The 15,380-nt window shown below is 59.7% G+C and carries 14 protein-coding genes; 7 read left to right on the forward strand and 7 right to left on the reverse strand.

Features of this window, described 5'->3' with window-relative positions:
- Positions 1–97: 97 nt before the first annotated feature.
- On the reverse strand, positions 98–1,513 hold the full coding sequence (locus AC0Z8Z_RS16335; protein WP_122534213.1) for an acetyl-CoA carboxylase biotin carboxylase subunit: 1,416 nt from the start codon (positions 1,511–1,513) through the stop codon (positions 98–100).
- A 195-nt stretch (positions 1,514–1,708) separates the two neighbouring features.
- Here AC0Z8Z_RS16335 and AC0Z8Z_RS16340 point away from each other — a divergent pair, with 195 nt between their 5' ends.
- Positions 1,709–2,659 (forward strand): LysR family transcriptional regulator, encoded by a 951-nt coding sequence (locus AC0Z8Z_RS16340; protein WP_122623595.1) that lies wholly within the window; start codon positions 1,709–1,711, stop codon positions 2,657–2,659.
- Here AC0Z8Z_RS16340 and AC0Z8Z_RS16345 read toward each other — a convergent pair.
- The 3 genes from AC0Z8Z_RS16345 to AC0Z8Z_RS16355 form a co-directional block, all read right to left on the reverse strand.
- On the reverse strand, positions 2,613–2,843 hold the full coding sequence (locus tag AC0Z8Z_RS16345) for a PA3496 family putative envelope integrity protein (RefSeq protein WP_172610227.1): 231 nt from the start codon (positions 2,841–2,843) through the stop codon (positions 2,613–2,615). The genes AC0Z8Z_RS16340 and AC0Z8Z_RS16345 overlap by 47 nt on opposite strands.
- Before the next feature lie 108 nt (positions 2,844–2,951).
- Positions 2,952–3,818 (reverse strand): transcriptional regulator HexR, encoded by an 867-nt coding sequence (gene hexR / locus AC0Z8Z_RS16350; RefSeq protein ID WP_065988147.1) that lies wholly within the window; start codon positions 3,816–3,818, stop codon positions 2,952–2,954.
- A 117-nt stretch (positions 3,819–3,935) separates the two neighbouring features.
- Complete coding sequence (locus AC0Z8Z_RS16355; RefSeq protein WP_485619783.1) at positions 3,936–6,002, reverse strand: putative bifunctional diguanylate cyclase/phosphodiesterase; 2,067 nt, start codon at positions 6,000–6,002, stop codon at positions 3,936–3,938.
- 171 nt (positions 6,003–6,173) lie between these two features.
- Here AC0Z8Z_RS16355 and uvrD point away from each other — a divergent pair, with 171 nt between their 5' ends.
- The 3 genes from uvrD to AC0Z8Z_RS16370 all read left to right on the forward strand — a co-directional run bounded on the left by uvrD (position 6,174) and on the right by AC0Z8Z_RS16370 (position 9,953).
- Complete coding sequence (uvrD, locus tag AC0Z8Z_RS16360; RefSeq protein ID WP_122623598.1) at positions 6,174–8,357, forward strand: DNA helicase II; 2,184 nt, start codon at positions 6,174–6,176, stop codon at positions 8,355–8,357.
- Positions 8,358–8,562: 205 nt separating this feature from the next.
- Positions 8,563–9,417 carry a Tim44 domain-containing protein gene (locus AC0Z8Z_RS16365; RefSeq protein WP_122534217.1) on the forward strand — a complete coding sequence of 285 codons (855 nt, stop codon included), beginning with the start codon at positions 8,563–8,565 and terminating at the stop codon, positions 9,415–9,417.
- Positions 9,418–9,545: 128 nt separating this feature from the next.
- Positions 9,546–9,953 (forward strand): SMI1/KNR4 family protein, encoded by a 408-nt coding sequence (locus tag AC0Z8Z_RS16370; protein WP_065988140.1) that lies wholly within the window; start codon positions 9,546–9,548, stop codon positions 9,951–9,953.
- 52 nt (positions 9,954–10,005) lie between these two features.
- On the opposite strand, the gene AC0Z8Z_RS16375 is transcribed toward AC0Z8Z_RS16370, so the two are convergent.
- Positions 10,006–11,760, reverse strand: a complete 1,755-nt coding sequence (locus AC0Z8Z_RS16375; protein WP_485619784.1) for a cation:proton antiporter — start codon at positions 11,758–11,760, stop codon at positions 10,006–10,008.
- 306 nt (positions 11,761–12,066) lie between these two features.
- Between AC0Z8Z_RS16375 and AC0Z8Z_RS16380 the strand changes: the two genes are divergently transcribed.
- On the forward strand, positions 12,067–12,552 hold the full coding sequence (locus AC0Z8Z_RS16380) for an acyl-CoA thioesterase (protein ID WP_122534219.1): 486 nt from the start codon (positions 12,067–12,069) through the stop codon (positions 12,550–12,552).
- An 18-nt stretch (positions 12,553–12,570) separates the two neighbouring features.
- Here the strand turns inward: AC0Z8Z_RS16380 and pdxY are convergent, their stop codons facing one another.
- The gene (gene pdxY, locus AC0Z8Z_RS16385; protein ID WP_485619785.1) at positions 12,571–13,437 is read right to left on the reverse strand and encodes a pyridoxal kinase PdxY; all 867 of its coding nucleotides are present in this window, start codon (positions 13,435–13,437) and stop codon (positions 12,571–12,573) included.
- A 134-nt stretch (positions 13,438–13,571) separates the two neighbouring features.
- Here pdxY and AC0Z8Z_RS16390 point away from each other — a divergent pair, with 134 nt between their 5' ends.
- Complete coding sequence (locus AC0Z8Z_RS16390; RefSeq protein ID WP_074886003.1) at positions 13,572–13,964, forward strand: DUF3301 domain-containing protein; 393 nt, start codon at positions 13,572–13,574, stop codon at positions 13,962–13,964.
- A 20-nt stretch (positions 13,965–13,984) separates the two neighbouring features.
- On the opposite strand, the gene AC0Z8Z_RS16395 is transcribed toward AC0Z8Z_RS16390, so the two are convergent.
- Positions 13,985–14,947 (reverse strand): CobW family GTP-binding protein, encoded by a 963-nt coding sequence (locus AC0Z8Z_RS16395; RefSeq protein ID WP_485619879.1) that lies wholly within the window; start codon positions 14,945–14,947, stop codon positions 13,985–13,987.
- Between the two features lie 51 nt (positions 14,948–14,998).
- Here AC0Z8Z_RS16395 and AC0Z8Z_RS16400 point away from each other — a divergent pair, with 51 nt between their 5' ends.
- Positions 14,999–15,370, forward strand: coding sequence for an NADH:ubiquinone oxidoreductase (locus AC0Z8Z_RS16400; protein WP_485619786.1), 372 nt, complete (start codon positions 14,999–15,001; stop codon positions 15,368–15,370).
- Positions 15,371–15,380: the final 10 nt, after the last annotated feature.

The following is a 15,380-nucleotide window of genomic DNA, read 5'->3' on the forward strand; positions in this document are numbered from 1 at the left end:
ATCTCCTTTTAGCTTCAAGCGGCAAGCTACAAGCGGCAAGTCACAGCGGATCGGCTTCAACTTGCAGCTTGCGGCTTAGCGCTTGCAGCTGGCTTTTTTATAAGCCCGCATGGGCAGCGATAGCGGCGGCGATGGCCAGGGCCAGCTCTTCGGGTTTGCGCTTGATCGAGTAATGGGTGAGCTCGGGATGGCTCTCAACGAAGCTGGTATTGAACTGGCCGCTGCGGAATTCCGGGTTGCGCAGGATTTCCTGGTAATACGCGGCCGTGGTTTTCACCCCTTGGAGACGCATGTCATCCAGCGCACGCAAGCCGCGATCCATGGCCTCTTCCCAAGTCAGCGCCCAGACGATCAGCTTCAGGCACATGGAGTCGTAATACGGCGGAATGGTGTAACCAGTGTAAATCGCCGTGTCAGTGCGCACGCCGGGACCGCCGGGTGCGTAATAACGGGTGATCTTTCCGAAGCTCGGCAGGAAGTTGTTTTTCGGGTCTTCCGCGTTGATGCGGAACTGCAACGCGAAACCGCGATGGATGATGTCTTCCTGCTTGACCGACAGTGGCAGCCCGGACGCAATGCGGATCTGCTCGCGAACGATGTCGATCCCGGTAATTTCCTCGGTGATCGTGTGCTCGACCTGTACGCGGGTGTTCATCTCCATGAAGTACACCTCGCCCTCGGCGAGCAAGAACTCCACGGTGCCGGCGTTCTCGTAACCCACGGCCTTGGCGGCGCGCACGGACAAGTCACCGATGTAGGCGCGCTGCTCCGGCGTCAGTTGAGGGCTTGGGGCGATTTCGATGAGTTTCTGGTTGCGGCGCTGGATGGAGCAATCGCGCTCGAACAGGTGCACGACGTTGCCGAAACTGTCGCCGAGGATCTGCGCTTCGATGTGCTTGGGGTTGACGATGCACTTTTCGAGAAAGACTTCAGCCTTACCGAAGGCCTTGGTGGCCTCGGAGATGACCCGAGGAAACGCCTGTTCCAGCTCCTCCCGGCTGTTGCAGCGACGAATGCCGCGCCCGCCGCCGCCGGAGGTGGCCTTGAGCATAACGGGGTAACCAATGCGATCGCCTTCCACCAATGCTTCGGCGATGTCGGCCACGTTGCCTTCCGTACCGGGCGTCACCGGTACGCCGGCCTTGATCATGCTGCGCCGAGCTTCGGTTTTGTCGCCCATGCGGCGGATCACTTCAGCAGACGGACCGATGAACTTGATACCCCGTTCAGCGCAGATATCCGCCAGCTCCGCGTTTTCCGACAGAAACCCGTAGCCGGGGTGCAACGCGTCGCAGCCGGTTTCAACGGCGAGATTCACCAGCTTGCGCGGGTTCAAATAGCCTTCGAGGGGGTCCGATCCGATGCCGTAGGCTTCGTCGGCACGCTTCACGTGGAGCGCGTGACGGTCCGCCTCGGAATAGATCGCCACCGAGCGGATGCCCATCTCGGCGCATGCGCGCACGATCCGAACAGCAATTTCCCCACGATTAGCGATCAGGATTTTTTTTATCACGGGTATTTCCTCGACCGATTAGCAGATGGACCAGAAGGCTGGCCAATGCCGCGCGACTTTCCGTTACTGCATGTTGCTCGCAGGTGAGGCCACCCTATGACGAACCAGCAATTAACAAAAATGAGTAAAAATTGGGTGAACCATAAGTAAAACCTTATAGTTGCCAGTATTAAGTAAGCGGCCAGGGCTTAAACAATGCGTAAGTCATTGATGCGTATGACATTGCGTCAGCTACGGATCTTTAACGAGGTCTGTGATTTGCGCTCTTACAGCCGGGCAGCTGAGGAAATGTCGCTGACCCAGCCAGCGGTGAGTCTGCAGATTCGTCAGCTGGAAGAGCTGGTTGGCCAGCCGCTGTTCGAGTACGTGGGTAAAAAGCTCTATCTCACGGAAGCAGCCGAGGCGTTGCAGCTCGCCAGTCGCGACATTTTCGGTCGACTGGAGAACCTCGACATGCAGCTCTCCGACATGCAGGGCTCGCTGCAGGGCCAGCTCAAACTGGCGATCGAATCCAGCGCCAAGTATTTCGTTCCTCACCTGTTCGCGGCCTTCAAGCGTAAATACCCGGAAGTCATGCTCAACCTCACGGTCGTCAATCGGGCGCAGGTGATTCGGCGGCTGTCGGATAACCGTGATGATCTGGTCGTCATGTCGATGGTCCCCCAGGACATGGGCCTGGAGTTCTTGCCCTTCCTGAATAACCCGATCGTTGCCGTGGCGCAGCCGGATCATCCGTTGACGCTATTGCCCAATCCGACGCTCAAGGATCTGGAGGCAGCGACGTTGGTGGTCCGCGAACAGGGTTCGGGGACGCGCAAGGCGTGCGAGGAGTATTTCAAGGAGAAGCGCATTCATTTCGAGCACACGCTGGAGGTGTCCTCGGCCGAGGCACAGCGTGAATGCGTGGTGGCGGGGCTCGGCGTCGCACTGCTGACGCGCCATGCGCTGAGCCTGGAACTCGCCACCGGCACGCTGATCGAGCTGCCAGTGGCCGAGTTACCGCTGTACCGAAGCTGGTGCGTCGTACAGGCGCGGGACAAACGTCTGTCGCCGGTGGCTCACGCGTTCCTGTCATTCATTCGGACAGAGCGTACGCAGATCAGCGAGCTGGTCGCGCGCTTTGATGGCCACCTTCCGAAGCGCTAGCGCTTTGCCAGAAGTGGGCAGTGGCGCTATCCAGATAGCTGGAGAGCTCCTGGTTAAGGCGGCGTTCTTCGGAGTGGCTTTCGATCGCTCGCCGGAACGCCATGCGGCGCTGGTCTTCCTGCTGACGGCGGGTCTTGGTGCTGGAGGTGCTGTGCTGCTGCGAGTCATCGTAGTGCCGAGGCATATCCTGTCTCCCATTCGTGTGCGGGAGTACAGAGTGGCGGGATGCGGTGACGATCAGACGTCGGAAGCGTTACAAGTTGGTGAAGGTTTCAGCACTGCATGGCTCAGCTCAATCCTCGGACGATTTGATCGACTTCGGCGACAACCGCAGGCTGCGCAAGCTGCGCTTCACGCTTTTCAAGTGATTGACCAGGCTCGGACCGCGCGCCATGGCAACGCCCATCGCCAAGACATCAATGACCACCAGATGCGCAATGCGCGAGGTCAATGGCGTGTAGATTTCGGTGTCTTCGTGCACGTCGATCGCGAGGTTGACCGTGGACAGCTCGGCCAATGGCGTCTGACTCGGGCACAGAGTGATCAGGTTGGCGCCGCTTTCGCGCACCAGATTGGCGGTGATCAGCAGGTCCTTGGAGCGACCTGACTGCGAGATGCACACCGCGACGTCAGTGGGTTTGAGCGTCACAGCCGACATCGCCTGCATGTGCGGATCGGAATAGGACGCTGCCGTCAGCAACAGACGAAAGAACTTATGCTGGGCGTCAGCCGCAACCGCACCCGATGCGCCGAAACCGTAGAACTCGACCCGATGCGCCGCCGCCATGACCGTCACCGCTGCCTGCAAGGCATGGGGGTCTAGCTTTTCGCGCACTTCTATCAATGTGTGCAGCGTGGTGTCGAAAATCTTCAGGCTGTAATCGGCGACGGAATCGTCTTCGTGGATGGCGAACTGGCCGAAGCTCGCGCCGGCAGCGAGGCTTTGCGCCAGCTTGAGTTTCAGGTCCTGAAAACCGGTGCAGCCAATGGCGCGGCAGAAACGCACGATCGTCGGCTCACTGATACCGACCGCATGCGCGAGATCGGCCATGGAGCTGTGCATCACGGCCGCCGGATCGAGCAGCACGTGATCGGCTACTTTCAGCTCCGATTTGCGCAAGAGATGGCGTGACTGGGCGATGTGCTGCAACAGATTCAAAGGACAGGACTCAAGTGAAGGATGGGCCGGGCTGTAGCTTTCTTGTAGTTATACTACATGACCTGCAAACCGCACAGTTAAACGATCTACCCGCAGTCAACCGATAGCTGTTGAGGGTCATGTCGCTGTGTAGTGTAGGGCTTTTCGCACAGGGCTCCAGGCTTCGGTAAGCTGACTGCGCAGGATACTGCCCATTATGCAGGCCTCCACCGGCCGACTGATCAAATAGCCTTGCACCTCGTCGCAACCGTGAGACCTGAGAAACTCCAATTGTTCGCAATCTTCCACACCTTCGGCCACAACCTTGAGGTCAAGACTGTGGGCCATCGCGATGATCGCCCGAGTAATCGCCGCGTCTTCTGCCCCTTCGTTCAAACCACGAATAAAGGCCTGATCGATCTTCACATAGTGCACTGGAAAACGTTTCAGGTAGCTCAACGATGAATAGCCAGTGCCGAAGTCGTCTATGGCCAGTTTCACCCCAAGTGCGCGCAACTGCTGAAACGTTGTGATGATGTGCTCGACGCTTTCGAGCAACTGACTCTCGGTGAGCTCCAGCTCCAGGTATTCCGACGCAAGCCCTGTTTCTTCGAGCACTTGGCGCACGAGGCTGACCAACTTGCCCTGCCGCATCTGATGCACCGACAAATTGACCGATACCCTGATTGGAGCCAGGCCCTCGCGCTGCCATTCGCAGGCTTGATGGCAGGCTTTGCGCAGCACGAACTCTCCGATGTTGGCGATCAGACCGGTCTCCTCCGCCAGTCCGATGAACTCGCCGGGCGAAATCAGACCGCGCTCGGGATGACGCCAGCGCACCAGAGCCTCCGCGGAATTCAGGCGCCCGCTTTCCAGCTCCAGCTTCGGTTGGTAAAAAACCTCCAGCTGCCCTTCTGCAATCGCGCGCCGCAGCTGGATTTCCAGCTGTAGGCGACCGGGCGTCCCCGCCTCAAGGCTCTCGCTATAGAACTGGAAATTGTCGCCGCCAAGATGTTTGGCGTGCTGCATCGCCATATTCGCCTGGCTGACCAGCGCGGCGATGTCTCGGGCAGAACCCGGCAGCAACGCGATGCCGATGGAGGCGCTGACCACCAGCTCATGGCCGCAAACCGATATCGGCGAGCGCAGCTTCGCCAGCAGGCGCGTCGTGATCCGTGCCAGCGTGGTCAGATTGCCATGGCTGTCGAACAGCACGGCAAACTCGTCCGCCGACAAACGCGCGACGGTATCGGCATCTGCCACGTTGGCATTCAGCCGGCGCGCGACAAGGCGCAGCAATTGGTCAGCAATGTCGTGACCCAGGCTGTCGTTGAGCAATTTGAAGCGATCAAGGTTGATGTGCAGCAGGGCCAGCGTCCGCCCCCCGTGCCGCGCACGCTGATTGGCCTCACGCAGTCGCTCATTGAACAGGGCGCGATTGGCGAGGCCGGTCAGCTCATCGTAATGGGTCAGGTAACGCGTACGCTCTTCGTACTGGCGCGTCAGTTCGCGGTTGAGCTCGTCGCTTTTAGCCTGGGCCTGTTGAAGGTGTTCGATGAGCGCCACGTTCTGAAATCGCCGGATCAGGCCCCGCTCGATCAAGCGGTTGACCTGAGCGGCCACCACGATCAGCGCCAGCAGCAAAATCAATCCGAGCCAACCCCAGCCGTGGCGCTGCGAATCACCGTCCCCGAACAGATAGACAATGGGCGGCAGCAGACACGGCAGCGTGAACGTGAGGAACGCCGGAATGCTGACAGCATAGGCCACGCTGGCAGAAAGCGTCGCAGCGCCGATCAGACCGAACACCCAAGCCTGTTGAGCGAGGCTTTGCGCCGGCATCAGCACCAGCGCAGCGCTGGAAAGAGTGAAACCGCTGACGCATGCGCCGGCCAGAAACATGCGATTCCAGATCGGCTGCGATCGACGATCGAGTGATGCTGACCTGAACGCTGCGACTTGCAGAACGCGCAGGCACACCAGCGCTGACAGCCAGCCCAGCCAGACGCCCACCAGCACGTAACGCTCGGGGCTCCAGAGCAGCCAGGCGCAGAGCAAACCATTGATGAACATGAACAGAGTCGGCAGCAGCGATCCCTGATAAAGAAGGCGGGTGCGCTCGGCGGCGAGCTGAGTCGCGAACTGCTTGCAGATGACACGACGTGTCGCCACCGCGTCTGCCGGGGCTTCGGAGCTGAAGGTCATGGCGGTTCTTATAATTGGGGGCCTTGAACGTTCGCGGAGGATACACAAGGGATGGTCGAGACCAAACAGTCATCAATTAAAATCTACAGACGGCAAAAATGGGACCGGTAACATCACGACCGGCCGGCGTTAGGGTTTGCCCATGCCCTCACGGCACCCTAGAATGCCCCGATGCGCGATGACCTCTCCCTTCTGCTTAACTCCCTCAACGATGCCCAACGCCAGGCCGTAGCTGCCTCCGTGGGTCGTCAGTTGGTCCTGGCCGGCGCTGGTTCCGGCAAAACCCGTGTGTTGGTGCACCGTATCGCCTGGTTGATCCAGGTCGAGAACGCCTCGCCCCACTCGATCCTGTCGGTGACGTTTACCAACAAGGCCGCTGCCGAGATGCGCCATCGCATCGAGCAGTTGATGGGTATCAACCCGGCCGGCATGTGGGTGGGCACCTTCCACGGCCTGGCGCATCGCCTGCTCCGGGCGCACTGGCAAGAAGCGGGGCTGAATCAGAGCTTCCAGATTCTTGACAGCGATGACCAACAGCGACTGGTCAAGCGCGTCATGCGCGAGCTGAACCTTGATGAGCAGCGCTGGCCGGCACGGCAGGCGCAGTGGTTCATCAATGGGCAGAAGGACGAAGGGCTGCGCCCCAAACACATTCAGGCTTCGGGCGACCTGTTTCTGACGACCATGAAGTCGGTCTACGAGGCGTACGAAGCGGCCTGTCAGCGCGCTGGCGTTATTGACTTCTCCGAGTTGCTGCTTCGGGCGCTGGACCTTTGGCGCGACAACCCGAGCCTGCTTGCGCATTACCAGCGTCGTTTCCGCCACGTGCTGGTGGACGAATTCCAGGACACCAACGCCGTTCAATACGCCTGGTTGCGCCTGCTCGCCCAGGGGGGCGACAGCCTGATGGTGGTCGGCGACGACGACCAGTCCATTTACGGCTGGCGCGGCGCGAAGATCGAGAATATTCATCAGTATTCCGAAGATTTCCCTGACACAGAGACCATTCGCCTGGAGCAGAACTATCGCTCCACCGCGAGCATCCTCAAGGCCGCCAACGGCTTGATCGTCAACAACACCGGGCGTCTGGGCAAAGAGCTGTGGACGGACGTCGGCGATGGCGAACTGATCAGCCTTTACGCAGCATTCAACGAACACGACGAAGCGCGCTACGTGGTCGAGACCATTGAAAGCGCGATCAAGACCGGCCTCGCGCGCAGCGACATCGCCATTCTGTACCGCTCCAACGCCCAATCGCGGGTACTTGAAGAAGCCTTGCTGCGCGAGCGCATCCCGTACCGTATCTACGGTGGCCAGCGATTCTTCGAGCGCGCCGAAATCAAGAACGCCATGGCGTATATGCGCCTGCTTGACGGTCGCGGAAACGACTCAGCGCTGGAGCGGGTGATCAACGTTCCACCTCGCGGTATCGGCGAGAAAACCGTCGAAGCGATTCGCGAGCACGCGCGCCATGCCGACGTGTCGATGTGGGAGGCCATGCGCCTGCTGGTCGCCAACAAAGGCTTGGCCGGTCGTGCGGCGAGCGCGCTGGGCGCGTTCATCGAACTGATCGAAAACCTCGCCGCGAAGGCCGCAGACATGCCCCTGCACCTGATGACCCAAACGGTCATCGAGCAGTCCGGCCTGATCACGTACCACAAGGAAGAAAAAGGCGAGAAAGGCCAGGCCCGGGTGGAAAACCTTGAGGAACTGGTCAGCGCCGCGCGCGCTTTCGAGAACAGTGACGAAGAGGAAGACCTGACGCCGCTGGCTGCATTCCTCGGGCACGCCTCGTTGGAGGCAGGCGATACCCAGGCGGATGAGCACGAAGACAGCATTCAGTTGATGACGCTGCACAGCGCCAAAGGTCTGGAGTTCCCGTACGTCTTCCTGGTGGGCATGGAAGAAGGCCTGTTTCCGCACAAGATGAGCCTGGAAGAGCCGGGGCGTCTGGAGGAAGAGCGTCGTCTGGCTTACGTGGGCATTACCCGCGCGATGCAGCATCTAGTGATGACATACGCAGAAACCCGACGCCTGTACGGCAGCGAAACCTACAACAAGGTCTCGCGCTTCGTACGGGAGGTCCCGCCCAACCTGATTCAGGAAGTGCGGCTGTCCAACAGCGTGACCCGTCCGTTCGGCGGCTCCAAAACCATGGCCCCAAGTCGTCTGTTCGATGGCGAAGCCATTCCGCAGAGCCAGTTCTCCCTGGGTCAGCACGTGCAGCATGCGGTGTTTGGTGAAGGCGTGATCCTCAACTTCGAGGGTTCAGGCGCTCAGGCACGGGTCCAGGTGAATTTCTCGGAAGGCAGCAAGTGGCTGATGCTGGGGTACGCGAAGCTTGAGCCTGTGTGATCGACGACTGGCGATGCGTTAATGCCCCCTTGCATTCCCACATCCACCCCCCATCTTTCCTACAGAACTTTCTTCATCTGCCTACAACCCAAGTAGGACAGGCAGGTGAAGATTCACGCAAAAGCCGGAAACATATGGCCGCTGGTCATCCCCATTTGTCCTGTGCAACATGGCGCGCGTGCAATCCACAAACGGGAATTCCCTTATGCAACGTTTTCTTAGCATCGCTTTGGCAATGATCATCGGGCTCACCATGAGCCTTGATGTCAATGCTGCGCGTTTCGGTGGTGGCAAGAGCATGGGCTCGGCGCCAAGTCACCAGGCGCGTCAAACAGCTCCTTCTACTCCTGCCGCAGCACCTAATGCCGCTGGCCGTCCTGCGCCTGCTGCGGGCGGTGCTTCCAAATGGCTGGGCCCACTGGCCGGTCTCGCCGCCGGTGGTCTTCTGGCCTCCATGTTCATGGGCGGTGGCTTCGAGGGCATGCAGTTCTTCGACATCCTGATCATGGCGATCATCGCCTTCGTGATCTTCCGCTTCATCGCGGCCCGTCGACGCAAACAGCAGCCACAGATGGCTCCCGCCGGTGCTCCTTACCAGCGTGAAACCTTCGAACAACCACAACCGGCCCAGAACTCGATCTTCGGCGGTTCCGCTCCGGCAGCGGCAGCCCGTCCAGTGATCAACGCGCCAGCCTGGTTCAACGAAGAACGCTTCATTGAAGCGGCCCGCAGCCACTTCCAGTCGCTGCAACAGCACTGGGATGCGAACGAGATGGATAAGATCTCCGAGTTCGTGACCCCGCAGATGCTGCAGTTCCTGAAGAAAGAACGCGCCGATCTCGGTGAAGGCTTTCAGTCCACGTTCATCGACAACCTTTCCGTGCAGCTCGACGGTCTGGATGACCGCGCCGACAAGACCATCGCCACGCTGACCTTCAGCGGTGTGTCGAAAACGTCGCGCTTCGATCAGGGCGAAGTGTTCAGCGAAAGCTGGAACATGGAACGCGCTCAGGGCGACAACCAGCCTTGGCTGGTGGCAGGTATCCGCCAGAACGGCTAATACCGCTGAGCTGCTGCAAATGAACCCCGGACTTGTTCCGGGGTTCTGCTTTTTATAGAAGCCAAGTTAATTTGGCGATGCCTTTGAGCTACTGTATAACCCGCGCAAATCGTTAGAGGATCCACGTCGTGGAAGAAGTCATCGAACAACTCCGTGAAGCCAATGAACCGGTACCTGTCCCGCTCGAGCTGCCTGATGAAGATCAGCTGGTCGAGGTTGAGGAGCAACTGTTCATCAATATCCCCTTCGTCTTCAAGGAGTTCTTGCTGACCGTCAGCGACGTGGTCTACGGCAGCCTTGAGCCCGTCACTGTCACTGATCCGGGCTCGCATACGTATTTGCCGGAAGTGGCGGCGACCGCCTGGGACATCGGCGTGCCACGCGAGCTGATCCCGATCTGTCAGGACGGCGAGGATTACTACTGCGTTGAAGAAGACGGCACTGTGGTGCTGTGGTCTGGCGAAGAAGAGCTCGTCACCGAAGAAAGCTGGGAGTCCGTCTGGCACTGGGCGCGGGACGTCTGGCTGGAAAGCTGAGACTCATTGCCCTCTCCTGAATCAGCCTCGAGGCACGCACTGCGAGGCTGATTCAGGGCTCTGGATGATTGCCAAGGGTTTCGAGCAACGCGATTTGCATCCGCGTATGCACCCGGATGAACCAGCGCCACAGCACCGCAGCCACTACGGCCGCCACAACGACGATCAGCATTAACCACTCACGCGTCGGCAGCATGCTGGATGACAGCAATGCGATGAGCAGGAAAATCACCATCAATGACAGCAGCGGGATCACTTCGGCGATCACCCGACGGACGCGCGCTGTGTGCCTGCCCGCCATCTCCGGCTTCACGCTCATCTCTGCCAGCAGCATCGACAGCGCCTTGAGCTTGCGATAAGCAGCGATCAGAAACGGCAGTGACAGCAGCAACGACGCACCCCAGATCCAGGCTTTTTGCTGCCCGACATCGCTGACCCAATCGCTGAAATACACGCCAATCCGCTCCGCAAAAAATGCCCCGGTGAAGAAGATGGCGATGACCAGCGCCAGATTGATACCGACTTGCAGCAGAATCTTGCGGATCATTGCCGCCAACACCGCGCCCTGCCCTTGAGGCTGAATGCTGCGCAGCCACTCCCCGTACATTCCGAACACACGTGCCATGCGTGCAGGAACAATGGCGCCCAGCGTGTGCGACAGCGGATCGGCTGCGCGGATGAGGTAAGGGGTCAAGAGCGTGGTGATCGCGGAAACCGCCACGGCGACCGGGTAGAGAAAATCGCTGGTGACCTGCAGCGTCATCCCCAGCGCTGCGATGATGAAGGAGAATTCGCCGATCTGTGACAGCCCCATTCCCACCCGCAAGGAGGTCTTGCCGTCGTTGCCGGCGATAAAAGCGCCAAGCCCGCAGGAAATCATCTTGCCCAGCACCACGGCGACGGTGATCACGGCAATGGGCCAGGCGTAATCGAGCAGAATCTTCGGATCGATCATCAAGCCGATTGCGACGAAGAAGATCGCGCTGAACATGTCACGGATGGGCTCGACCAAGTGCTCGATTTTGGCCAGTTGCCTGGATTCGGCCATGATCGCACCGATGAGAAATGCGCCCAGCACCATGCTGTACTCGAGTTTGACCACCAGCAGGCAAAACCCGAAGCACAGGCCTAGCACCGTGATCAGCAGCATTTCGTTGCTCTCGAACTTCGCCACGTAGGCCAGCAATCGCGGCACGACCAGAATGCCGATGACCAACGCCACGATCATGAACAGCGACAGCTTGCCGACCGTTGAAAACACCTCCCCGGAACTGACCGTGCCGCTCACGGCGATGCCCGATAACAGCGCGATGATGCCAATGCCGAGGATGTCTTCAACGATGAGCACGCCGAAGATCAGCTGGGCGAAGCGCTGGTTTTTCATCTTCAGGTCATTGAGCGCCTTGACGATGATGGTGGTGGACGAGATCGCCAGAATGGCACCGAGGAACAGCGAGTCCATGGTGTTCCAAGCGAAGAACTGGCCGATTTCGTAACCGATCCAGGTCATCAGCATGATTTCGAGAAACGCGGCGATGAACGCCGTCGCACCGACCTTGAACAGCTTGCGCAGACTGAATTCCAGGCCGAGGCAGAACATCAGAAAGATCACGCCGAGTTCGGCGAGGGTCTTGATGGTGTCCTCGTCGTGGATGAGGCCAAACGGCGGGGTGTGCGGGCCGATGATGAAGCCGGCGACGATGTAGCCCAGCACCACCGGTTGCTTGAGCCGATGAAACACCACCGTTACGACGCCAGCGACGAGCATGATCACAGCCAGGTCTTGAATGAAACTGATGGCATGCATGGGCGCTGCTCCTGCTGGCAATCGGTGAAATACGCGTATCCGCCTGAAAGAGAGACGACTGCTGTACGAAAACTCGCCAACGAGTCCGATTATTCCGACTGAGACGCAGGATTTACCCCATCCAAGGGCTTCCGCAGGTTAACACCGCACAAAAGCACGAGAAGCCAGTGCAATATATGGAAACAGATGGGTACAGGGCGTGACGGCGGAGCGGCCGTTGGCGTCCCGGTATGGATGGTTTTTCGCCAATCTGCATTCGAGCACCTGAGCAAGGTGCCTTCTGACTCTTTAGACCGTGAGCACGCTATGGAACCCGGAAACGCCCAGCTGTCGATGACTGTATTGATGACCCCGGACATGGCCAACTTCTCCGGCAACGTGCACGGCGGGACGCTGCTGAAGTACCTCGATGAAGTGGCCTACGCGTGCGCGAGCCGTTACGCAGGGCGGTATGTGGTAACCCTGTCGGTGGATCAGGTGATTTTCCGTGAGCCCATTCACGTCGGCGAGCTGGTCACGTTCCTGGCATCGGTCAACTACACCGGCAATACGTCCATGGAGGTGGGCATCAAGGTGGTGACCGAAAACATCCGCGAGCGCTCGGTTCGTCACACCAACAGCTGCTTCTTCACCATGGTGGCGGTGGACGACCAGCGCAAACCTGCCAGCGTACCGCCGCTGACACCGGCCAACAGCGAAGACAAGCGCCGTTACGTGCAGGCACAACAACGCCGCCAGATCCGTCAGGAACTGGAGAAGCGTTATCGTGAAATCAAGGATGAGCCGGTTTAAGCCGGCGCCGGGTTCGGTTTACAGCCGGACCGCTTCGAACCTGACGCGCGGGTGAGCGATTCGGTCCTGCGCGCGCACCAGCTCCAGCTCGTAGCTGCCGCAGGCCTGGGTTTCCAGCAGCACTTCATGCACCGCTGACGCCGCGAATTCGAAGGCGCTGCGCAGGTCGTCACCGAGCAGAATCCGGGACAGGAACAGCCCGGACGTCAGGTCGCCCACGCCGACCGGCTGTCGAGGGAATGCCAGCAGTGGCCGGCGCAGGTGCCAGGTGTCGTGCTCGGTCACCAGCAGCATTTCAAAGCCGTCCGCAGGTTTTCCCGGATAGGCCAGGTGCTTGACGACTACCGCCTTGGGGCCTCGGGCCAGCAATGCTCGCGCCATGGCCACGCAGTCGAGCAACGATTCGGGTTTGCGGCCGGAAAAGCTGTCCAGCTCCAGCTGATTCGGACACAGAAAGTCAGCAACCGCAGCGGCTTCATCGAGCAGGAAATCGCTGACCTCCTGCGGCACGATGCAGCCCTTCTCCGGGTGCCCCATCACCGGATCACACAAATACAGCGCGCGTGGATTAGCGCGTTTGATCTGCGCAACGGCGCTCAGAATGGCCCGTCCCTGCGCTGCGCTGCCCAGATAACCCGACAGCACCGCATCGCAATTGCCCAGTTCGCCTATCGCCGCAATGCCCTCGACCAACGCCGGAATCTGCTGCGGCGCCAGGACTTCCCCCGCCCAGTGGCCATACTGAGTGTGGTTAGAGAACTGAACGGTATTCAGCGGCCAGACATTGATGCCGATACGCTGCATAGGGAACACGGCTGCGCTGTTGCCGGCGTGACCAAACACGACATGCGACTGGATGGCGAGTAGATGGGGCGTACGTTTCATGACAGGTTCCTGAGACCGGGAAGGCACAGTAGTGGCGATGCCGGACGAAGTGAAGCGAAATTAAACTTTCGGGCTATGGCTGTCTGTCACCCGACGCAGTTAAGCTGCAAGCCTTCTGTTGGAGTTCCTTTTCCATGCTGACCCTGGGCAACATTTTCGTCCTCATGCTGCTGGCGACTGCCGGCGCCTGGCTGTGGCACGCCCATGGCCTGCGTGAACGGGCGCTCGAACGCGTCAAACAGCACTGCGCCAAACTTGATCTTGAGTTGCTCGACGGCAACGTGGCGCTGAAGCGACTCGCGTTCAAGCGCGACAATGAGGGCCGCAAGCGACTGGCGCGGGTGTATAACTTCGAGTTCACGGTCACCGGTGAGCACCGGCATCCCGGCACAATCACCATGTTCGGTGCCCACGCGGCGCAGATCGAGCTGGCGCCCTACCCGTTCGAGATCAAAGACCCGAAGCCCACCGCCGAGATCATTCAGCTCAGCCAGTGGCGCCAGGAACACAACAAGTGGAAGCAGTGACCCTCTGTGGATAACTCGCTCTAGCGCAGACAGGCCGCCAGGGTTCTCTGCAAAGCATCTTCGTCTTGGGGCACGTCGAAGATCAGCTCAAGGCGAGAATCCTTGCGCCACTCACTCGACGCCCATTCCAGCGTGCTCCCTCTCAGCCCATTGCCCGAGATCCATCCCTTTTCGCTGTGGATAACCAGCTTGGCGCGCCGCCAGCCCATGCTTTGCAGCCAAATCTGCACGCTCGCCGCATTGAATACTCGCTCAGGGTGCCAGCGCCAGCCAATGCTCCAGCCCTCCGCCTGTTGCTGGCTCAGGCAGACCGGCGTCATCGGGTCTGCCCACACTGCGGGGAGTTGGGCCAATGACCGGGGTACGGCCGGATTGTCTGAGCCAGCCTGAGCGCTGACGTCGATGCCGGGTAACGAAGCCAGGGACAATACACCGTGGTCAGTCCAGCGCAGCGGGCGAACAGGCAGCGCATCGGTGATCGCCTTTCGCGTGGACGCGTTCAGCCCTTCGGACTTGTTCATTAGCAGCAGGCCAGCTTGTGCGAAGGCGTCTCGCTGGGTGTCAGGGAGCGCTTTGCCTTGGGCAAGTGCCTGGGCGTCGAGCACCATGACGCTGGGCTGGATCGCCAGGACCCCAACCCAGGGCGCCTCCTGTAATTGCTTGATCAACTGAACCGGATGCCCCAGCCCGGAGGGCTCGATGAACAAGCGGTCCGGTCTGGCCTTACGTAACAGCCGGCCGAGGCCAATCTGAAAAGGCGCGCCATTGACGCAGCACAGGCAACCGCCAGCCACTTCGCCAAGTGCGATACCATCGTCGCCGGTCGTCAGCAGCGCAGCATCCAGGCCTATCTGGCCGAACTCATTGATCAACACAGCCCAGCGCTCGGCCGCCGGTTTCTGCTTGAGAAGATGCCTGATCAGGCTCGTCTTGCCGGCACCTAGAGGGCCAGTAATGACATGAGTGGGGATGTTCTGCAGCATGTCGGCCATTCTTGAGATCGCTCCTGAAGTGAGCGCTGAGGGAGGTAATTGATGCGAGCAATCGGGCTACCTATACGGCTGACGTGGGCGCTGTTGGCGATGACGTCGACGCAGGTCTGGGCGCAGTCGTGCGTCGTGCACAGCCAAGGGGAGCGAGTGGACGTCAAGGTCTGTCAGGAGAATCTGAACATCCCGCCAGACCTGTTCCATGACGGGTTCTGCAAACCCCAACTCAAGGATCAGAAAACCGACGTCACGTACTCGGAACAGTGCCCCTCCGGGTCATTTGGCCAGTGCAGCAACGCGCAGGTGGCCAATATGCCTTATCGGCAGAACATTCACTATTACGGCGTGGCCAGCGACGCAGCGTTTCTCAAACCGTTCTGCGAGCAGCAGAGCAAGGGCATCTGGAAAACGCAGTAAGACTGAGGGA

The sequence above is a fragment of the Pseudomonas sp. 1L-C-7-B-C1 genome (assembly GCF_057291635.1).